At 66.8% G+C, this 19,393-nt stretch carries 17 protein-coding genes; 10 read left to right on the top strand and 7 right to left on the bottom strand.

Annotated features, from left to right (window positions below):
- Nucleotides 1-7: 7 nt before the first annotated feature.
- Both ACEN9N_RS16730 and ACEN9N_RS16725 read right to left on the bottom strand, forming a co-directional pair.
- The gene (locus ACEN9N_RS16730; protein WP_495654053.1) at nucleotides 8-694 is read right to left on the bottom strand and encodes an anti-sigma factor family protein; all 687 of its coding nucleotides are present in this window, start codon (nucleotides 692-694) and stop codon (nucleotides 8-10) included.
- Nucleotides 681-1,256, bottom strand: a complete 576-nt coding sequence (locus ACEN9N_RS16725) for a sigma-70 family RNA polymerase sigma factor (RefSeq protein WP_495654052.1) — start codon at nucleotides 1,254-1,256, stop codon at nucleotides 681-683. Before ACEN9N_RS16725 ends, ACEN9N_RS16730 begins: the two co-directional genes overlap by 14 nt.
- Before the next feature lie 142 nt (nucleotides 1,257-1,398).
- Here ACEN9N_RS16725 and ACEN9N_RS16720 point away from each other — a divergent pair, with 142 nt between their 5' ends.
- The 9 genes from ACEN9N_RS16720 (at nucleotide 1,399) to ACEN9N_RS16680 (ending at nucleotide 11,964) form a co-directional block, all read left to right on the top strand.
- Nucleotides 1,399-2,655 carry a YVTN family beta-propeller repeat protein gene (locus tag ACEN9N_RS16720; RefSeq protein ID WP_495654051.1) on the top strand — a complete coding sequence of 419 codons (1,257 nt, stop codon included), beginning with the start codon at nucleotides 1,399-1,401 and terminating at the stop codon, nucleotides 2,653-2,655.
- A gap of 60 nt (nucleotides 2,656-2,715) precedes the next feature.
- Nucleotides 2,716-4,269 (top strand): alkaline phosphatase D family protein, encoded by a 1,554-nt coding sequence (locus ACEN9N_RS16715; protein WP_495654050.1) that lies wholly within the window; start codon nucleotides 2,716-2,718, stop codon nucleotides 4,267-4,269.
- Between the two features lie 84 nt (nucleotides 4,270-4,353).
- Nucleotides 4,354-5,364 (top strand): aldo/keto reductase, encoded by a 1,011-nt coding sequence (locus ACEN9N_RS16710; protein ID WP_413313700.1) that lies wholly within the window; start codon nucleotides 4,354-4,356, stop codon nucleotides 5,362-5,364.
- 262 nt (nucleotides 5,365-5,626) lie between these two features.
- On the top strand, nucleotides 5,627-6,553 hold the full coding sequence (locus tag ACEN9N_RS16705; RefSeq protein ID WP_237726160.1) for a VTT domain-containing protein: 927 nt from the start codon (nucleotides 5,627-5,629) through the stop codon (nucleotides 6,551-6,553).
- Nucleotides 6,554-6,650: 97 nt separating this feature from the next.
- Nucleotides 6,651-7,871 carry an MFS transporter gene (locus ACEN9N_RS16700; RefSeq protein WP_495654049.1) on the top strand — a complete coding sequence of 407 codons (1,221 nt, stop codon included), beginning with the start codon at nucleotides 6,651-6,653 and terminating at the stop codon, nucleotides 7,869-7,871.
- 12 nt (nucleotides 7,872-7,883) lie between these two features.
- Entirely contained in the window at nucleotides 7,884-8,870 is a 987-nt protein-coding gene (locus tag ACEN9N_RS16695) for a hypothetical protein (protein WP_495654048.1), read from the top strand.
- Between the two features lie 37 nt (nucleotides 8,871-8,907).
- The gene (locus tag ACEN9N_RS16690) at nucleotides 8,908-10,284 is read left to right on the top strand and encodes a cache domain-containing protein (RefSeq protein ID WP_495654047.1); all 1,377 of its coding nucleotides are present in this window, start codon (nucleotides 8,908-8,910) and stop codon (nucleotides 10,282-10,284) included.
- Nucleotides 10,281-10,946, top strand: a complete 666-nt coding sequence (locus tag ACEN9N_RS16685; protein ID WP_007837242.1) for a response regulator transcription factor — start codon at nucleotides 10,281-10,283, stop codon at nucleotides 10,944-10,946. The genes ACEN9N_RS16690 and ACEN9N_RS16685 overlap by 4 nt, the downstream gene beginning before the upstream one ends.
- A 340-nt stretch (nucleotides 10,947-11,286) precedes the next feature.
- The gene (locus ACEN9N_RS16680; protein ID WP_495654046.1) at nucleotides 11,287-11,964 is read left to right on the top strand and encodes a methyltransferase family protein; all 678 of its coding nucleotides are present in this window, start codon (nucleotides 11,287-11,289) and stop codon (nucleotides 11,962-11,964) included.
- Nucleotides 11,965-12,054: 90 nt separating this feature from the next.
- Here ACEN9N_RS16680 and ACEN9N_RS16675 read toward each other — a convergent pair whose 3' ends face one another.
- The 5 genes from ACEN9N_RS16675 to ACEN9N_RS16655 all read right to left on the bottom strand — a co-directional run bounded on the left by ACEN9N_RS16675 (nucleotide 12,055) and on the right by ACEN9N_RS16655 (nucleotide 16,879).
- Entirely contained in the window at nucleotides 12,055-12,618 is a 564-nt protein-coding gene (locus ACEN9N_RS16675) for a hypothetical protein (protein ID WP_495654045.1), read from the bottom strand.
- A gap of 76 nt (nucleotides 12,619-12,694) precedes the next feature.
- Nucleotides 12,695-13,273: a DUF4189 domain-containing protein gene (locus ACEN9N_RS16670; protein WP_495654044.1), complete on the bottom strand. Its 579-nt coding sequence runs from the start codon at nucleotides 13,271-13,273 to the stop codon at nucleotides 12,695-12,697.
- A gap of 169 nt (nucleotides 13,274-13,442) precedes the next feature.
- On the bottom strand, nucleotides 13,443-14,171 hold the full coding sequence (locus tag ACEN9N_RS16665) for a hypothetical protein (protein ID WP_413313706.1): 729 nt from the start codon (nucleotides 14,169-14,171) through the stop codon (nucleotides 13,443-13,445).
- A gap of 214 nt (nucleotides 14,172-14,385) precedes the next feature.
- Entirely contained in the window at nucleotides 14,386-16,191 is a 1,806-nt protein-coding gene (locus ACEN9N_RS16660) for a sensor histidine kinase (RefSeq protein WP_495654043.1), read from the bottom strand.
- A gap of 19 nt (nucleotides 16,192-16,210) precedes the next feature.
- Nucleotides 16,211-16,879, bottom strand: coding sequence for a response regulator (locus ACEN9N_RS16655; protein WP_495654042.1), 669 nt, complete (start codon nucleotides 16,877-16,879; stop codon nucleotides 16,211-16,213).
- Between the two features lie 239 nt (nucleotides 16,880-17,118).
- On the opposite strand from ACEN9N_RS16655, the gene ACEN9N_RS16650 reads away from it, so the two are divergent.
- Nucleotides 17,119-19,266 (top strand): carboxypeptidase regulatory-like domain-containing protein, encoded by a 2,148-nt coding sequence (locus ACEN9N_RS16650; protein WP_495654041.1) that lies wholly within the window; start codon nucleotides 17,119-17,121, stop codon nucleotides 19,264-19,266.
- Nucleotides 19,267-19,393 lie beyond the last annotated feature (127 nt).

Raw genomic sequence — 19,393 nt, 5'->3', positions numbered from 1 at the left:
CTGCCGGCTACTTCGCAGCGGGCGTCGCGGTGCGCTCGCGCAGCAGCGCCGCGAAGTTCTGCAGCTCGGCTGCATTGAGATCCGACACGGCCCAGGCCTGCATGCCGCCCTGGGCCCAGTGCACGAGCTGGTAGCCCTGCCGCGCGGAGAGCACCGGCGCCTGCGCCTTTGCATCCGCAGCCGGCCACACGAACAGGTTGATGACGTGCGGCCCCGAGCGGTAGACCAGCGCCGCCACCGTGCGCCCGTCCAGGTAGTCGAGCCGCCCGCCAGCGAGCGGAAAGCCCTCCGCGGCAAGGTCGACCACCGGCGGTGAAAAGTCGAGCCTGCCGGCGAACCACGGCTTGACCGCGTGATGGTCGGACGAGGCCACGTCGGCCAGGTGCGATGCCATCAGCGAGCGCACATGGTTGGCGGTGACGCCCTCGGCGAGAGCGTCCGAAGGCGGCACCGGCGTTGCCAGAAGCACGAGCGCCAGGCCCCAGGCCGTGGCCGCGCCGGTGCCGAACCATGCCAGCCCCTGCCACAGGCCCCGGTTTCGCCGCACAGGCGCGGGTGCAGGCGTGGGCGAGGCGGCCACAGCTTCCTCTGCACGCACCGCCTGCCCGATGCGCGCGGCCAGCCCCTCGGGCGGCATGTGCCGCGCGGCATGGCGTCGGATCAGCGTGCCCAGTTCCTCGTCAGACATTGACATGGCGTGTCCTTCCTCCCGCGTCGCCGGGACGTTCGTCGCGCAGGCTCTCGCGCAGCATCGCCCGCGCGCGCGACAGCCGCGACATGACGGTGCCCAGCGGCACGCCCGCGATGCGCGCGATGTCCTCGTAGCGCATCTCCTCCAGCTCGCGCAGCACGATCACCTCGCGGTACACCGGCGGCAGCGCATCGATGGCGGCGTTGATTCGCTCGCCCTGCACGCGCTGCTCCCACTGCCGCGCCGGATCGCCGGCTTCGGGCGAGGAGGGTGCTGAAACCGCCTCGCTGTCGCGCAGCTCGTCGAACTCCACCTGGTCGGCGAGCTGCCGGTTCTGCCGCATCCAGTCGTAGCAGGCGTTGCGCACGATGCCCAGCAGCCACGGCCGGGCGCTCTCGCCGCGCAGCCCATCGAAGAACCGGAACGCGCGCAGATAAGCCTCCTGCACCGCGTCGTCGGCCAGCTGGTCGTCGCGCAGCAGCCAGCGCGCAAGGTTCCATGCCGCATCGAGATGCGGCAGCGCGGCGGCTTCGAACTGGCGTGTGCGGTCGGTCGACAGGCTCAAGGGCTCCTTCTTCCTGCATGACGTGGCAGCCCGGTTTTTTATTCCAGTTTTTTTCGGCCCCCGCTGGAATAAGCAGGGCATGCCATGCGTCATGCCCTCTGCGGATTCTGCTTCTTCTTTCTTCTTCCAGGAGGTCTTCACCATGATCGCCATGCCCGGCTTCGCGCGCATCCTCGTCATCTTTGCGGCCCTGGCGGCTTCGGCCGGCGCCGCGCTTGCAGCAGGCCCCAAAGCCTATGTCGGCAACTTCAAGGACAGCACCGTCAGCGTGATCGACACCGGCACCGAGCGCGTCGTCGCCACGCTGCCTGTGGCGGCGGGGCCCGACGGCATCATCGTCGCGCCCAACGGGCGCAGCGTGTTCGTGAGCGGCTCGGGCGCCGCTGCCGTGAGCGAGATCGACGCCGCGAGCGACCGCGTCACGCGCGGCATCGACGTGGGCAAGGGGCCGCAGGGCCTGGCCATGACCACCGACGGCAAGTGGCTGCTGGTGGCGGTCAACGGCGACGACCGCGTGGCCTTCGTCGACACATCGGCCCACGGCGTGAGCGCCACCGTGCCCGTGCCCAAGCCGCACACCATCGCCATCCGGCCCGACGGGCGACAGGCCTACGTCGCTTCGCAGGAGCCGGGGCACTTCGCGCTGGTGGTCATCGACATGGCGACGCGCGCCGTGGTCACGCAGATTCCGCTCGACAAGCCGCCGCGCGACCTCGAGTTCAGCCATGACGGCAAGGCGCTGTACCTCACGCTGGCCGGCGTGGCCGCCGTGCAGGTACTCGACCCCGCCACCAACCAGTGGGGCCCGCCGGTTCCCACGGGCGTGTCGCCGCACATCGCGCAGCACTTCATGGGCATGGCGAGCGGTGTGGTGGTGGTGCAGGGGCCAGGCGAGGTCATGTTGTTCGATCCGGCCACGCACGCGGCGGTGCGCAGCATCCCTGTGGGCAAGCAGCCGCACTGGCTCGACCTGTCGGCGGACGGCAAGAAGCTGTGGGTGAGCAACGAGGGCTCGAACGACGTCAGCGTGGTCGACCTTGCGGGCGGGCCCATGCACACGGTGGCGGTGGGCAACGCGCCGCGCAAGATCGCGGTGCAGCGCACGGCAGCTTCCGAAGGCGCGCACGCCGGCGGCTCGGCGCACGTGGCCATCCGCAACTTCGCCTTCGAGCCCGCGCAGATCACCGTCAAGGCCGGCCAGCGCGTGAGCTGGCAGAACGACGACGGCGCGCCGCACGGCCTGGTCTTCAAGGACGGCTCGACGGGCATCGACCTGCTGCTGCCCGGCAAGGCCTTCGCCCGCGTCTTCGACAAGCCGGGCGTGTACGACTATGTCTGCTCGGTGCATCCGTACATGACGGCGCGGGTCACGGTAGTGGGCTCGCAGCCAGGGTCCTGACTGTCGGCTTTCTTCCGGCCCGATTGACAGGGGCGAGCGAACCGGGGGACATTGCCCCGGATGAAGGAAGAAAGACTCTCGCGCCGACGCCTGCTGTGCGGCGGGCTGGCCGCCGCTTCGCTGGGCCATCCGTTCCTGCGGCTGAATGCGCAGCCGGCCACGGCGTCGCGCGATCCGTTCACGCTGGGCGTGGCCTCGGGCGTGCCGCGCGCCGACGGCTTCGTGCTCTGGACACGCCTGGCGCCAGAGCCGCTGCAGGGCGGCGGCATGGGCGATGCGCCCGTCGAAGTGCGATGGGAAGTCGCCGACGACGAGGGCTTCAGGCGCGTCGTGGCGAAGGGCTCGGCCATCGCTACGGCCGAGCTTGCGCACTCGGTGCATGTCGAAGTGCAGGGGCTGTCGCCGGGCCGCCCTTACTGGTATCGCTTCACGGCCGGCGGCGCACGCAGCCCGATTGGACGCACGCGCACCACGCCCGCCGAGGACGACGGGACGCAGCAGCCGCTGCGCTTCGCCTTCGCCTCCTGCCAGCAGTACGAGCAGGGCTACTACGCCGCCTACCGCGACATGGCCGCGCAGCCGCTGGACTTCGTGGTGCATCTCGGCGACTACATCTACGAAAGCTCCTGGGGCTCGCGCCACGTGCGGCGCCACGAGGGCGGCATTCCCACGCAGCTGGCCGAGTTCCGCAACCGCTACGCGCTCTACAAGACCGACCCGCACCTGCAGGCCGCGCACGCTGCCTTTCCCTGGCTCGTGACCTGGGACGACCACGAAGTAGCCAACGACTACGCGAACGATTTATCGCCGCGCACCGTCGACCCCGCGCAATTCCTCGCGATTCGCGCGGCCGCCTACCAGGCCTGGTACGAGCACATGCCGGTGCCCGCCAGCATGCGCCCGCGCGGGCCCGACGCCACCATCTACGGCCGCCATCGCTTCGGCCGCATGCTCGACGTGCTGCTGACCGACGGACGCCAGTACCGCTCGCACCACGCCTGCCTCGCGGGCCGCAGCGCATCGCCGCTGGCCGACTGCCCCGACCGGCTCGCGCCCGAACGCAGCTTCTTCGGCGCGGCGCAAGAGGCGTGGCTCGCGCGCGAACTCGCGGCGCCACCCGCGCAGTGGACCGTGCTCGCCCAGCCCACGCTGCTCGCCGAGGCCGACCGCAAGCGCGGCCCCGAGCACGGCTACTGGATGGACGGATGGGACGGCTACGCCGCCGCCCGCACGCGCCTGCTCGACGGGCTGGCCGCACACAAGGCGCGCGGCGGCAACGCGCTGGTCGCGAGCGGCGACGTGCACGCCTTCTGGGCCGCCGACCTGCGGCGCGAGGCGCAAGGGCCGGCGGTGGCGACCGAATTCGTCGGCGGCGCCATCACCTCCGAAGGGCCGAGTGCCGCCAACGTGGCGAACATGCTCGCGAAGAACGAGCACCTGCGCTACGGCCGCGGCGACAAGCGCGGCTACGCGCTCGTGACGCTCGATGCCCGCGGCTGCGAGGTCGAGTTCCGCGCGGTGGAGGACGAGAAGAACGCCGATTCGGCCGTGGCGCCCATGGCCCGCTTCTCGGTGGCCCGGGGCGCGCCCGGCGTGCATCTCGAAACCACCTGAATCTCCGCCGCCTGCAGGATCGAGCGGCCGTGCCTATGATGGCCGCGCCATTCTTCATCCCTCTCTTCCTCGGAGCGAGACCCCATGAGCATTCCCACCATTCGTCTTGGCCGCACAGGCCTCACCGTGTCGCGGCTCGCCCTCGGCACCATGACTTTCGGCCTGCAGACCGACGAGACGGTGTCGCACCAGATCCTCGACAAGGCGGCCGAAGGCGGCATCAACTTCCTCGACACTGCCGACGTGTACCCGCTCGGCGGCACGGTCGAGACCACCGGCCGCACCGAGGAAATCATCGGCCGCTGGCTGCAAAAGCAGGGCCCCGCGGGCCGCCGCCGCTTCGTCGTCGCCACCAAGGCGGTCGGCAAGGTCGGCCCGAACAGCTGGGACCAGGGCGCGTCGCGCAAGCACCTGCTGGACGCCATCGATGCTTCGCTCAAGCGGCTGCAGACCGACCACGTCGACCTGTACCAGCTGCACAGCGACGATCGCGAGACGCCGCTCGAAGAGAGCCTGGAGGCGCTCGACGTGATCGTGAAGTCGGGGCGGGCGCGCTACATCGGCGTGTCGAACTTCCTGGCCTACCGGCTGGCGCGCGCGCTGGGCAAGGCCGAGCTGCTCAAGCTCACGCGCTACGTGTCGGTGCAGCCGCGCTACAGCCTGCTGTTCCGCGAGATTGAGCGCGAGCTGCTGCCGCTGGCCAGCGAGGAAGGCCTGGGCGTGATTCCCTATAACCCGCTGGCCGGCGGATTGCTGACTGGCAAGTACAAGCCCGGAGCGAAGCCGGAGGAGAACACGCGCTTCACGCTCGGCACCGCCGGCGGCATGTACCAGGACCGCTACTGGAACGAGCGCAGCTTCAACACCGTGGCCCAGCTGCACAGGCTGGCGGACGAGGCCGGCGTGCCGCTGGCCACGTTGGCGGTGGCGTGGGTCATGGCGAATCCGCTGATCACCGCGCCTCTGCTGGGTGCGAGCCGGCCCGATCAGCTGGATGCGACGCTGGCCGCCGCCGAATACAAGCTTGATCCGGCGCTGAAGCAGAAGCTCGACGAACTGACTGCCGAATACCGCAAGGGCGACGCCCCGCGCTGAGTTCGTCTTGCTCCTTCCCCCTCTGGAGGAAGGCTGGGATGGGGGCAGGCCTTCGCACAGGCGCCGCTTTTTCCATCGCCGTCGCGCCCCCACCCCAACCCTCCCCCAGGAGGGGAGGGAGCAAAACCGAAAACCATTCGGCAATGGCCCGCGCACGGTACGTTCTTGGGCCATGCCTGAGAATCGCTGCCGGCATGAACCGCACGCAATCCCCGCAACTTCGACCGGCATCCGGGCCACAAAGGCAGCCATGGCGCAGCTGATGTCCCTGCTCGTGCAGAACGCGATCCTGGTGGTGTTTGCCGCCAGCTTCGCCGCGCGGCTTGGGCTGCCCGTGCCGGCGGCCGCGGTGCTCGTGCTGACAGGCGCGCTGCTGGCAGCCGGCGATGTCTCGGTGCCCGGCGTGGTGATGGCCGCCGTCATCGCCAACCTGCTGGGCGACGGTGCGTGGTTCTATGCCGGGCGGCGCTTCGGCTACCGCTTCATGCGCATGCTGTGCCGCATCTCGCTGTCGCCCGACACCTGCGTGCGGCGCGGCGAATCGCTCATCACCGATTGGGGCGGCCTCTCGCTCGTGGCTGCCAAGTTCGTGCCGGGCGTGTCGGTGGTGGCGCCGCCGATGGCCGGGGCGCTGGGCATGTCGGTGCGGCGCTTCATCGGCTTCGACGTGGGCGCGGCGCTGGTCTGGACGGGGCTGTTCCTCGGGCTGGGCTGGGTGTTTCGCAACCAGATCCAGGAGGTGCTGGCCGTGCTGGCGCAGGCCGGCGGCATCGCCACCGCGGCAGTGGCTCTTGTGCTGGTGGTGATCCTCGCGGTGCGCTACTGGCGCCGGCGCGCTTTCATGCGGCTCACGGGCATGCCGCGCATCTCGGTGGAAGAGCTGCACGAACTGCTGAACGGCGAGGAGCCACCGCTGGTGATCGACGTGCGCGGGCAGGCCGGCGTGCAGGTCGATCCGCGCCGCATTCCGGGAGCGCAGTCGTACACGCTCAAGGCGCTGCAGCAGCGCAGCCTCGACCTGTCGCACGCGGCAGGGCGCGACGTGGTGCTGTACTGCAATTGCCCCAACGAGGTGTCGGCCGCGCAGGCCGCGCGCGTGCTGCTGGCACGCGGGGCGCGGCGGGCGCTGCCGCTGACGGGCGGGCTCGATGCGTGGGTGGCCTCGGGCAGGCCCACGAGCGTGGACTGACCGCAAGGCCTGCGCGCAGCAGGAATCGGCCTCCCGTGATATGGTCCCCCGGCTTCGGGTTAACCCCTAAGGTTGCCCTCTCGAACCGGGACTCCTCATGTCTTCTTCCGCCTCCAGAGCTTCTGCTTCTCCGGCCGGTCTTACGCCCGCTCTCACGCTGGTCTTCGCCATCGCCTGCGGCCTGTGCGTGGCCAACATCTACTACGCCCAGCCGTTGATCGGCCCCATCTCCGACACGCTGCAACTGCATGCCGGGCTGGCCGGCCTGATCATGACGTTGACGCAACTCGGCTACGGCGCCGGCCTGCTGCTGCTGGTGCCGCTGGCCGACGTGGTCGAGAACCGCAAGCTCATCGTGGGCGCGCTGTTCGGCGCGGTGATCGGGCTGGTGGGCATCGCGCTTTCGAACTCCGCCATCACCTTCCTCGTGGCCTCGTTCGTGGTGGGCGCATGCGCGGTCGCGGCGCAGGTGCTGCTGCCCTTCGCCTCGCACCTCGCGCCCGAGGCCACGCGCGGCAAGGTGGTCGGCAACATCATGGCCGGCCTGCTGGGCGGGATCATGCTGGCGCGGCCCTTTGCCAGCGTGGTGGCTTCCGCGCTGGGCTGGCGCGCGGTGTTCTGGCTCTCGGCCGCGCTGATGGCCACGCTCATTGCCGTGCTGTGGCGCGTGCTGCCGCAGCGCCGGCCGCATGCCTCGGTGGGCTATGCGCGCACCATGGCCTCGCTGCCCGGCATCGTGCTGAACACGCCGCTGCTGCGCCGGCGCGGCTTCTACCAGGGGATGATGTTCTCCGCCTTCCAGGCCTTCTGGACTGCCGTGCCGCTGGCACTGGTGCACGAGTTCGGCATGGGGCAGCGCGGCATTGCGCTGTTCGCGCTGGCCGGCGCCGCTGGCGCCTTGCTCGCGCCGGTGGCGGGCCGGCTGGCCGACCGGGGGTGGACGCGGCCCGCGACCGGCGCAGCCATCGTCGTCGCGCTGCTGTCCTTCGTGCTCGGTGCGGTCGCCATGCACTACCGCTCGGTGGCCGGGCTGGTCGCGGCGGGCATCCTGCTCGACGGGGCTGTGCAGCTGTGCCAGGTGCTCAACTTCCGCAGCCTGTTCATGCTGGCGCCGGAGCTGCGCGGCCGGCTCAACGGGCTATTCATGACCTTCATCTTCATCTGCGCGGCGGTGGCCTCGGGCATTGCGGCGGCCGTGTATGCCTTCCACGGATGGAGCGGGCTGTGCCTGCTGGGCGGCGGGTATGTGCTGCTGGCGCTGCTGTACTACGCGACCGAGTTCCGCCCGCGGGCCGTGGGCATCGCCGTTGGACGGTAGCCGCGGCATTCAATGAGCCCTCCGGTTTTTTCGCGGCGCATCCAGGTCACCCAGCACGACGCCGCCCTGATCTGGCCCATCCTGTTGCTCTGTACGGCCTACACATTGTTGATGGGCGTTGCAGGTGTATGGGTCATCGACCTGGAGGCGACGGGTTGGTACATCGCATTGGGCATGGTGGCCTGGCTTGCCCTCTTCGCGCTGTGGCTGGTGGGTTTGGTGGTCGTCGTGCGCGCGTGGCTCTGGCTCGAGGCGCGCTGGTTGAAACCCGGCGAGCGCCGGCCCAAGCCCTTCAACGAAAGCGTGCAGGTCGACGTCGACGAAAGCGGCCTCTCGGTGCAAGGGCTCGGCCACGTCGACTGGATCGACGTGCTGACCTTCGAGGGCATTCCCGACAGCGACAACTACCTGATCGTTCATACCCGGCCCTTCAAGAAGCTGATGCTGACGGTGCCCGTCGATGACCTGGTGCCGGCCCTCAACCACTACCTCTCGCTTCGAACCTGCCCCACGCCGACGGCCACAGGCGTGCTGCAAAGCCGCGCCATGGTTTTCTGCTGGCGTTGTTTCCAGGCCTGGATTGCGGCGGGCTACGCTCTGGCGGGTGCGGTGGCCATTGCGCTGCTGCTCAATGCTTCCGACGTGGGCTTTCTGAAGACCATGGTGGGGCTGTGCGTGGTCGTGCCGCTGGCTGCATGGTTCGTGTGGTTCATTCCCTTCTCGCAGGTCAGCACTTTCGCGCCCTCGCGGGTGCGCGCCTTCGAACTCGACGGTGTGCAGTTGCGCAGCACCGACGGCAGCTGGCAAGCCGACCTGCGGCAGGCCCGTATCAGCCGCCGCCGTGCAAGCGGCCTCGGCTACGAGTTCAGCTTTCTTGCCATTCGGCCGCAGACGGGAAAGAACCTGGACCTGATGCTCGAAGGCGGCGCCGATCAAGATGCGCTGCTGGACGCCCTGAACGACTGCGCTTTGCTGCCACTGACGAACCCCGAGCTCTGAAGGGCCGGCCAGGCGGCGGTGGTAGCCTTGCCCCCCGATGAACCTCCGCACCAAGATCGTTGCGCTCGCTGTGGCACCCTTGCTCATCGCACTGGTGCTTGTGGCCCTCGCGGTGCGCCACCAGGAGCATGACCTCGCCCAGCGCGAGCGCGCCCTCATCGAGCGCAGCTACATGGACCAGCGCCGCAGCGAACTGCGCAGCTACGTGGACCTGGCCGTGAGCAACCTGCTTCCGCTGTACGAATCCGGCCAGGACGACGAAGCCACCCGCAACGAGGCTCTGCGCCGCCTCGCCGCGCTCAACTACGGCGACGACGGCTACTTCTTCGTCTACGACCTCGAGGGCAACTCGCTCATGCACTCGCGCCAGCCCGAACTGGTCGGCAAGAACCTCTGGGCGCTGCGCGATTCGCGCGGCCGCTACACCATCCAGGAACTGATCAAGGGCGCGAAGGAAAACGGCGGCGGCTACATCGAATACGAGTGGCGCAAGCCGTCGAGCGCGCAGATGGCGCCCAAGCTCGGCTACGTCACGGCGCTGCCGCGCTGGAACTGGATGGTCGGCACCGGCCTGTACCTCGACGACATCCAGTCGACCATGGACACCCTCGATCGGCAGATGAACGCCAACGTCACCGCCACGCTGCTGTGGATTGCCGGCATCGCCGCACTGTGCCTTGGCGTGGTCAGCGCCGCCGGCCTGCTGCTGAACCTCAGCGAGCACCGCACGGCAGAGGCCAAGCTGCGCCTGCTCGCGCGGCGCGTGGTGCAGTCGCAGGAAGAAGAGCGCGGCCACCTCGCGCGCGAGCTGCACGACGGCACCAGCCAGACGCTGGTGTCGGCCAAGCTGCTGATCGAGTCCGCCGTGGAATCGCTCGACCGCCAGCAGCACACCACCACGCCGCCCGCGCTGGCCAAGGCGCTGCAGCGGCTCAACGATTCGCTGATCGAGGTGCGCCGCATCTCGCACCGCCTGCGCCCCGCCTTGCTCGACACACTGGGCCTGCCCGCCGCGCTGGAGCGGCTGGTCGACGAGTTCAGGGAGGAGGGCGGAGTCGATGCGTCGATGATGATGGGCGGCGAATCCTTCGAGCTGCAGCCCGAAGTGAAGACAGCGCTCTTCCGCCTGACGCAGGAAGCATTGACCAACGTGCGCAAGCACGCGCACGCACAGCACGTGCACATTGCGCTGAACTTCGACGACGAAGAGGGCGTGCGTCTGGAAGTGAGCGACGATGGCACCGGCTTCGACATTCAGGCCGTGCAGCTCGACCCGCGGCGCGGCATCGGCCTGCGCAACATGCGCGAGCGCATGGAGGCCATCGGCGGGCGGCTCACCATGAACTCCAACGCGGGGCGCACCTCCATCGAGGCCGAGGTGCCGGCCCGCAGCGCGAAGGCACAGGCCGCATGACCACGACACAACAAGCCAAGGACATGCCTACTGCGGCCGTGCGCCTGTTCCTGGTGGACGATCACCCGCTGGTGCGCGACGGCCTGCGCGCCCGGCTCGGCTCCATGCCCAACCTGCAGATCGTCGGCGAGGCCGGCAGCGCCGCCGAAGCGCTTGCGCTGGTGGAGAGCCTGCGGCCCGACCTCATGCTGATGGACGTCGGCATGAAGGACATGAACGGCATCGAGCTCGCGGCGCTGCTGCTGCAACGCCAGGGCGCGCCGCACATCGTGATGCTCAGCATGTACGACAACCCCGAGTACGTGCAGAAGGCTCTGCAGGCGGGCGCACGCGGCTACGTGCTGAAAGACGCGCCCGCGGCGGAGATCGTCGCGGCCATCGAGGCTGTGTCGGCGGGCGGTACCTTCCTGAGCCCAGCCGTGTCGAAGAAGCTGTTTCGCACGCAGGAGCCGAGGCCGCTGCTCACCCCGCGCGAGAGCGAGATTCTTTCTGCGCTGGGGCGAGGGGAGTCGAGCAAGCAGATCGCGCGTGACCTGGGCCTGAGCGTGCGCACTGTGGAGGCGCATCGGCAGAGCATCAAGCGGCGGCTGGGGATCGAGGGGCAGGCGGAGCTCATCAAGTACGCGGTGGAGCATGCGCGGGAGTTCGGGCAGGGCTCCTGAATCGCTTGCCTGCTTCGTTGACTGCCAGCGCTTTGTGTACCGGCGCTGCCGATTGACGATTGCGCCAAGGAATCGAGGAATCTTCAACAGAAGTTCTTTCTGCGCGAGACAGGCCTTCTAAAGTGAAGATGGCAGTTATGGGCTCTGAGCATTCCATTTGAATCAGCTTCGGGGCGAACTGATCGTGTTCCCCAAGCGTCTGCGTGTGGCCGACTGTAGCCGCAGGAGAAGTTGGCGCGAAGGCCTCTGAGCTGCAGGCTCTCGCCCTCCAGAGCGGTCATCGGAAATTTCGCACTTGGGTCGCTTGTTGCGGAGCGTCGGATATACCATTCACTCGTCTATGGACCCGCTCTACAAGAAAGCCATCGCGCAAGGGGTTGCGGGGATGGCCGTATTCGTTGCCTTCATTTTCTTGCCCGCGGGCACGTGGAAATACTGGCAAGGCTGGCTCTTTATCGCAGTCTTTTCCGCCTCGACCATCGGCTTCACCGTCTATCTCGCCCTTCACGACAGGCCGCTTCTCGAACGCCGTATGAATGCCGGACCACAGCATGAGAAAGAGTGGTCGCAGAAGATCATCGTGTCGCTCATCATCCTCGCGTTTTTTATTTTTATCATCCTTCCTTCACTCGACTATCGATTTGGCGTCTCGCCGGTGCCCGCGTACCTGTCCTTTGTCGGGAACATCGTGATCGTCTTGTCGTTCCTCTTTATTTTCTGGGTGCTGAAGGTCAATAGTTATGCAGCAGCCAACATCAGTGTCGCGGATGATCAAAAAGTGATCGACGGCGGCCCCTATGCTTATGTGCGCCATCCCATGTACGCTGGCGCACTCTGGCTTTTCATTGGCATGCCGCTTGCACTTGGCTCGTGGCTCACGATCTGTCTGGTCCCGTTCATCCTGCCGGTGCTTTTCTGGCGGCTTCTTGATGAGGAAAAAATCTTGCGCCGCGATCTTCCCGGGTACAACGAATACGCAAGCCGTGTACGTCATCGTCTCATTCCGCACCTCTGGTAGGAAGTGGGATGGCCGCCTACAAGAAGTCGGTGCGCTGGAGGCGGTCGGTTAGCGGTGAGCGTCGGGGATGCCTATCGAACAGTCCGAACCTTAGATGGCGGGCCGCGGATCCTTGTCTGCGATGGAGAGATCGACCGGAACCCGGATCTCGCGCGTGATGTTCCCGGGCATCTCGAACATCAGCGTGACGTGCCCTTTGACGCGTTCGAAGGTCTTGTCCAACTTCACCTGGAAGCCTCGTTGACTGCACAGGACGTTGTCGTAGGTCCAGAGTGCAAAGTCCTGAAGCGACGCAGCCCTGATGTCGTCCTTGATCCGGAGCTTTTCGTGCTTCTCGTTGGTTAGTTCGTAGTCCTTGACCCTGTAGGTGACGAATTCGGCGATGTCGTCGTTCTTGTTGACGATGTGACCGTTCCGCTTGTACTCGTCGACCTTGGCCTTGGGCAGCGGGTAGTAGGTCAACAGGTCGAACTCGCTCGCCGGCTTCTGCTTGATCAGCGTCATGTCGGAATTGAGGACCATCACATGGGCGCCGAGATGCGTGAGCAACGCTCGCGCTTCGTCTGCTGAATGCGGAAAGCGTGGTGCGGCGTAGGCCTGACAGGCGAACAGGGCAAGCAGGGCGGACAGGACCAGCGGCAGCAACTTCTTCATCGATGAACCAATGTGAGGTGGATGGCAAATGCTACGCCGGCGACTTCGCGCTAGAAGGGTGCGCAGCATCGAACCCTCACTGAGACGGGAGACTGCAAGAGGTGTTTCTGACTTCGCAGTTCACATCGCCTGCTTGCTTGCACATGGCCATTGCTTGGCTTGAAACCAGCTTCAAGCCGGCCGTTTTCGGGTCGGCCCCAACCATGTCGATCTCCGTACCAAAATAGAACGTACTGCTTTTTCCATAAGCCACCGCCCAACATCCATTGCGCACCTCAATTCTGATCTGGCAATCCTGCTTGCCACAATCGCGCAATGCTTCCTTTCTTGCAGCTTGGGCGCTTGTGCTGTCCTCCGACCTGCCACTAGAGCCCTTTACGCCTCTCCCATCGTCGGCCAACGCTCCGAAGCTCTCCGTCCATTTGCCAGTTTCATAGCGAAGCCAGCCATCCCCATGGTTGGCTGCGCCGTTCGGCCTGGCGCTGCGTTGCCGTTGTTCGTTTGGACCATATAGATCCGGATCGCTAGGTGAATAGCATTTTCCGTAACCGGGGATCATTCCAGGCGGGCAGGGTGATCCGCTGTTAGGTGGCTGCTGGGCGTATGCCAAGACTGGGCCCCACATCAACATCGAAACCAGGAAGAGTCGTTTCATATCGAATTTCCATCTGATTGACGTCCTTCCAGCCCGCGATGGTCGCAGGAGTAGCACGGGGACGATCATCTATCCAGCTTACTGAGGATCGCCAACTGCCAGAAGGAAGGAATGCGCATTTCGGACCTCGCGTTAGAGGTGCAATACCCGAGAGAGATTTAACGTCGTGCTAGATCGATTGATCGTCGATAGCCGTCAGCTTCCAGCACATTCCCGATCGCTTGAAGAGATAGCGGACCTTCTCTCCGGAGTTCGATCCGGCAATTTCGATCTGACCTCCCGAGTCCTCGTCCTTTGCGATCCGAATGATCTTGCCTTCGCGCTTGGCACGATCTAGCGCCGTCATCAGCGGATAAGTCACTTGCCGCTGCGTGAGTTGTTTCGTCACGGGCTTCGGTTCTGGCTCCGCCTTGGCATCGATGGCAGTGGATTGCAGCGGCCAGCGGGTGAACTTCGCCTGGAGGGAGATGCTGTTTGCGAATTTCTCCACGAAGGTTTCGAAGGTTTTGCCGGGGCAATCCAGCGCCTCTGCACGTGCTTGCCCGTTCACAGCAGCATCATCCTTTTGTGCATGGAGAGCACCCGCGGGTTGCCGGACGCCATTGATGGAAAGCACCTGTTCGATGATGCGCTTGTCTCCATCGATGCGGGTCATGGCGACGACTTCGCACGGCTGGTTCTGCCTGCAGATCTTTTGCGCCCGTTGTTCGGCGTAGGTGTCGGCCTCAAAGAAGCAGGTCGCCCGACCGCTCTTTTCCAGCGATGAACCCGCCATGCCAGAGCCAGAGCTCAATGTGCCGGTACAGACGAATTGCTCCGGGTGAGCTTTTGCCGAAGCCGCTGCAAAAAAGAGCGGCAAGAGCAAAGCCAGGCGAGCGAGAACGATCGTTCGTTGCATGGAGGCCTCCTTGATTTTCCTGGTTTGGCAAAGATGGTGTGCGATTTTGGATCTTAGTGTTGGGGCCGAGGCGAAACGAATCAGTTGTGCACGGCTTCGTCCTTGCCGCCATCGGGCGACCGTTCAAAGGCGGTGATGGTGATGGTCATCGGATATCCAGACTCATTGCCAAAATCACATTGCCAGAATCCCGTTCTTCCTATGCGCTTAGTGCTTAAGCCATGGGCAAACTCAGCTCGACGATGGTGCCATGCGGCTGCGCATGCTGGATGACAAGGGCCGCGCCGATGGACTGCGCCCGTGCCCGCATGTTGCCCAGGCCGTGGCCGGACACGCGGCCCTGCTCCGCGGAAATACCGGCTCCGTCGTCCTGCACGCGCAGCTCGAGCCGGTCGGGGCCTTCGACCCGCCTTGCCGTCACGCGCACGGTGGTGGCCGCTGCGTGCTTCAGCACGTTGGTGAAGGCTTCGAGCAGGATGCGCTGGACGTTGAGCACCGTGGTCGGCGTCAGGCTGCGCATCTCGGGCAGCGCCGCCACCTCCCATTCGACCCGCAGCCCCGCGGCCTCCAGCCGCGGCTGCAACCGATAGCGCAGCGTGGCGAGGACCGTGGCGAGGTCGCCGTTCACCGGCTGCAGCGAATCGACCGCCATGCGCAGTTCGTCGAGCGCCGCGTGAGCCTGTTCCTGCAGCGCCTCGGCCGCGGCACCGCCTTTCTTCATCATGCTGAGCAGTCCCACCAGATGTGCGCCCACGCCATCATGGATGTCGCGCATGATGCGTTGGCGCTCCTGCAGCGCGGCCTGCTCCTCGCTCTGACGCTGCTGCAGCCGATGGGACTCGCCGAGCTCGGCTTCCCGCTCGGCGATGCGCCGCGCCAGAGAGGCATTGAGCTCCCTGTATGCGGCCACTTGGCGAACGTAGTGCCCCACGACCGTCCCGCCCATCGCCAGCACCAGGAAGAACACGGCCAGTGGCAGCATGGCGTAGGACATCGAACCCGACTCGGGAATGCGGACCACCATGAAGTCGCGCGCACCGGCGACGATCGCCGTGACGCCGGCCAGGCACATCAGCGTCGACTCCCACGTGGGCGCCATCCACATCTTTCGCACGATGCTGTACATCATCACCATCGCCGGCAGTAGCAGGCTGCCGAGCACCAAGGTGTAGATCAACGGCTGGTGCCACAGAAAGCTGGCCGTGACGGCGCCTACGCACAGCCCCAGGTACACCCAGAAGGCAACCCGCATCCAGGGGCGCAGCTCGGCGATCGCCACCATGACGAAGCGCGCCATCAGCAGCAGGAGCACGCATAGCGCGATGCCGCCGACCGCGCCCCAGGCCGGCCACGGCAGCGGCGGCGTGATCAGCAGCCGGCCGGAGATGGTCGTCACCCCGAACAGCGAGATCAGCGCGAAGATGCCATACAGGCCCTCCCGGTGCTGCCACCACAGGCCGCCCGCAATCAGCCCCATGAACACGAGTGCCCAGGTGATTGCGGTGGGAGCGGACTGGCGCCAGAGTTCATTGGTGCGATACATCGGAACGACCACCGACTGGACGCCGAAGATGACCGCGCTGAGTCCGCCCCAGCGGCCGGGCTGCACCGCCGCATCCACCTGCAGTTCGGTGGGGGCGTCATGCGAGAGCAGGGCGGCCGGCACGGTCATCAGGACCGGTAGCTTGGCCATGTCCGTCGATTCATCGCCCAGCTCGCCCAGCTTGGTCACCAGATGGCCGCCGACGCGCACCTCGACCTGGTTGCCGATGCGCGGAAAAAAAAGCGCGTATGGCTCCGCACCGCGGACCGGCGGCAGCATGAGCTGATAGCGGGCCCTGCCGCCTCTGTGCGGGTGGTCGATGTCCCACCGATGTGGCAGGGCGCGCTCGACGGGCGCCTCGGCCGGGCTTCCATCGGGCCAGAGCGTGACGAGCGCACGGTCGATCTGCACGAAGCCCGCGTCGGCCCCACCGCCCTCACCGCCGGCATTGCCCGCTTCGGCGCGCGGAGCGGCCAACAGCAGCGCGAGCGCCAGGCTAGCGATCCAGCAAGCCCAGTTGACGGGCCTCGAAGACCGCCTCGGTTTTCGAATGCACGGCAAGTTTGCTGTAGATGCTCTTGACATGGGTCTGGATGGTACTGAGCGAAACGCCGAGCAGGCTCGTCAGTTCGGGGTAGGTATAGCCGCGGGAGACCAGGGCGAGGACTTCGGTCTCGCGCGGCGACAGCGAGGCGACGGCGGGCACGGCCGCAGCGATCGGCGCGGCCGTGCCGGGCGCCATGCGAGTCAGGAGCTGACGCGCAATGATCGGCGACATGGGCGAGCCGCCGGCGTGCAGCTGCAGCACGTGGCGCGACAGATCGTCCTCGGTGCCGTCCTTGAGCAGGTAGCCGCGCGCGCCGGCCTCGAAGGCCCGGATCATGTTGGCCTCGTCTCCGAACATCGTGATCACCATCGTCTCTGCCTTCGGCGCGAGCTGGCGGCACCACTCGATGACCTCGAAGCCCGAGCCGTCGGGCAGGCCGAGATCGACCAGCAGCACGTCGGGCCGCCCCTCGCGCAGCCAGGCATGGATCTCGCCGGCCGTGGCTGCCGTGAACACCAGTTCCAGCGCCGGGCTCTGGGCTACCGCGCTGCAAAGGCGCGCGCGCGTGCCGGCCTCGTCCTCGACCAGCGCGACGCGGACGCGGTCAATGGCGGTCATTGCACAGCGCGGCCGCAGGGGGTGTCGCGAGCACAGTTTTCATTCAGGTCTCTTTCCTGGGAACCGGTGAGTGACAGGCCCGCACGCAGGCGCGCGTGGGCTTCCGATGCGCGAGCTTTGCCTGCTTTGCACAGGCCGCGTATCCCGCGATCAGGGGAGGCGGCCTTCAGCCATCTTTCGCACACTGCGCTCCACATTTTGTGACATCCGGCTCTGTTTTTTTACGAGGACCTCCCGACATGACATCTTTCAAGAAAACGCTGTGTGCGACTGCGGCAAGTACCAGCCTGGTGTTGTTGGCCGCCTGTGGTGGCGGCGGCGGCGGGGGCAGCGGCGCCGCCCTGTTCCCCGTTGCCGGGTCGCCGCCAGCGGCCCCGCCGTCGACTCCGCCATCGGCGCCGCCAGCCTCGAACCCGCCGCAGACCTCATCGCAGCTGTCCGGCGTGGCCGCCACCGGCGCGCCCTTCGCGGGCGCCAGCATCGTCGTCGTCGACCAGACCGGCGCCACCGTGTGCACGACGCAGACCGACAGCGCAGGGGCCTACGCCTGTCCTCTGCCCGCCAGCGCCAAGGCCCCGCTGGTGATCACGGCCCAGCGCGACGACCTGACGCTCTACAGCACGACCGCCAGCACCACGGGGGGCACGGCCAACGTCTCGCCATTGACCACCATCATCGTTTCCCGGCTGTCGCCGGACGGCAACCCCGCCAGCCTGGCCGGTGCCATCCAGGCGAACCCCGGCGCCCTGACCGAAGCCTCGATCCAGCAGCAGGTGACGAGCCTGGTGGCCGCCCTCCAGCCGCTGCTGAGCACGCTGGGCCAGGGGACCCTCGATCCGGTCTCCGGCGTCTTCGTGGCCGACGGCACCGGCCCGGACAAGGTGCTCGACGCCATCTCGGTGAGCGTGCGCCCCGACGGCACCGCCGCCAACATCGAGATCACCGTCAAGACCGTCCCCGCGACCGAAGGCAGCGCGCCCGTTTCGATCACTTTCCGTTCCAGCGACAGCACCACGCCGACGCTGCCTCCGATCGCGGCCGGCGATCTGGCGCAGGTCCCGTCGCCCGCGGCGGTCGCGGCGCTGTTCGACAAGGTCACGGCATGCTTTGCACTGCCGCTGTCGCAGCGCGTCAATGCGCCGAACGACACGTCGGCCGTGACGGGCACCGCCACCGACGTGATCGCGCCCGCCTGCCGCACGATGTTCGTCGGCGACGACCCCGGCACCTACTACCAGAACGGCTCGTACGTGGGGCGCGACGGCAGCAACGCCGGCGCCTTCGCGGGCCTGTTCAGGCCCGGCACCACCGGACTCAAGTGGGACCGCGGCAACTTCGAGCACGTTCGCGCGAACGGCGACCTGCTCCTGAGCTACCGCACGACGGACGTGTCCGGCAACGTCGACTACGACACCATCGTTGCGCGCAACGTGAATGGCACGCTCAAGCTGTCGGGCAACGGCTACACCTACGCCGCCCGCGTGCGGCCTTATTCCGAACATCGCGAGCTGATCAACACGCCGGACTTCAGCTACTACACGACGGGCTACAACGTCAACATCGACAACAAGACGGACGGCAACGGCAATTCGATCTTCAGCCAGGTGGTGCTGACGACCCCCACCGGCTCGACGCGGGTCTACCTGCCGACCGCGGGGCTGTCCTATCTCGTCGCCGCGAAGGACGATGGCGTGACGCCGACATCCGGCAGCGTCTTCCGCCTGCGCGGCGAGTACCAGAACACCGCGACGGCGGGCAACCCGAGCGACAGGGAGAGCAGCCTGTTCTTCCTGAACCCGCAGTACAGCGACGCGCAGATCAGCGCGCTGAACGACCAGAGCGTCTGGAAGCTCGAGTTCGTGCCGGTGGGCGGCGCTGTCGGCAATCCCGGCAATGTGACGCAGTCCTACCGCACGCTGTCGCGGGCGCAGAGCATCGGGGAGATCCGTCAGGTCGCCTTCGTCGGCCTGACGGCGGCAATGCGCTCGCAGCTGATCTCGGCAAGCTCGGCCACGGGCAACCTCGTCTTCGGCGCGCCAAGCCAGAACGATCCGAACCTCATCGACTTCAGCGCAGACGGCAACCTGGACGCGTGGACCGTGCCGCAAGGCGCACTTCCCCCCACGTCGTTCACGGCGTACGGGCGCGCACCGAGCCCCGGCCCGGGCCAGCAGGGCGCCCGCTTCAACGACAGCACGGGCGTTGCGAGCCAGGCACGCTCGGTGGTCCTGCGCTGCTCGACGCAGACCGTGAACGATCTGCACTGCGACAGCAGCCTCGGGCTGCAGTACGCTGCAGGCACGTCGGTCAACAACTTCGAGCTCTGGGCACGCACGTCCCGCCAATTGGAGATGAGCAAGAAAGTGGCGCTCTACGAGTTCCACTGAATCGGCATCGAGCCCGTTGCACGGCCCCGCCTCGGCGGGGCTTTTTCATTTGCGGGTTGGCGCTCGATGCACGGTAGCCAGGCCTTCATGGCAACATCGAAATACCCTTGCCCCGATGTCCTTCAAA

The organism is Variovorax sp. Varisp46 (assembly GCF_059491885.1).
This window is presented reverse-complemented; position numbering and strand designations above follow the sequence as displayed.

Coding starts and splice junctions, on each gene's coding strand:
- ACEN9N_RS16730 (WP_495654053.1), bottom strand. CDS start 694: ATGTCAATGTCTGACGAGGAACTGGGCACGCTGATCCGACGCCATGCC.
- ACEN9N_RS16720 (WP_495654051.1), top strand. CDS start 1,399: ATGATCGCCATGCCCGGCTTCGCGCGCATCCTCGTCATCTTTGCGGCC.
- ACEN9N_RS16715 (WP_495654050.1), top strand. CDS start 2,716: ATGAAGGAAGAAAGACTCTCGCGCCGACGCCTGCTGTGCGGCGGGCTG.
- ACEN9N_RS16710 (WP_413313700.1), top strand. CDS start 4,354: ATGAGCATTCCCACCATTCGTCTTGGCCGCACAGGCCTCACCGTGTCG.
- ACEN9N_RS16705 (WP_237726160.1), top strand. CDS start 5,627: ATGTCCCTGCTCGTGCAGAACGCGATCCTGGTGGTGTTTGCCGCCAGC.
- ACEN9N_RS16700 (WP_495654049.1), top strand. CDS start 6,651: ATGTCTTCTTCCGCCTCCAGAGCTTCTGCTTCTCCGGCCGGTCTTACG.
- ACEN9N_RS16695 (WP_495654048.1), top strand. CDS start 7,884: ATGAGCCCTCCGGTTTTTTCGCGGCGCATCCAGGTCACCCAGCACGAC.
- ACEN9N_RS16690 (WP_495654047.1), top strand. CDS start 8,908: ATGAACCTCCGCACCAAGATCGTTGCGCTCGCTGTGGCACCCTTGCTC.
- ACEN9N_RS16685 (WP_007837242.1), top strand. CDS start 10,281: ATGACCACGACACAACAAGCCAAGGACATGCCTACTGCGGCCGTGCGC.
- ACEN9N_RS16680 (WP_495654046.1), top strand. CDS start 11,287: ATGGACCCGCTCTACAAGAAAGCCATCGCGCAAGGGGTTGCGGGGATG.
- ACEN9N_RS16675 (WP_495654045.1), bottom strand. CDS start 12,618: ATGAAGAAGTTGCTGCCGCTGGTCCTGTCCGCCCTGCTTGCCCTGTTC.
- ACEN9N_RS16670 (WP_495654044.1), bottom strand. CDS start 13,273: ATGAAACGACTCTTCCTGGTTTCGATGTTGATGTGGGGCCCAGTCTTG.
- ACEN9N_RS16665 (WP_413313706.1), bottom strand. CDS start 14,171: ATGCAACGAACGATCGTTCTCGCTCGCCTGGCTTTGCTCTTGCCGCTC.
- ACEN9N_RS16655 (WP_495654042.1), bottom strand. CDS start 16,879: ATGACCGCCATTGACCGCGTCCGCGTCGCGCTGGTCGAGGACGAGGCC.
- ACEN9N_RS16650 (WP_495654041.1), top strand. CDS start 17,119: ATGACATCTTTCAAGAAAACGCTGTGTGCGACTGCGGCAAGTACCAGC.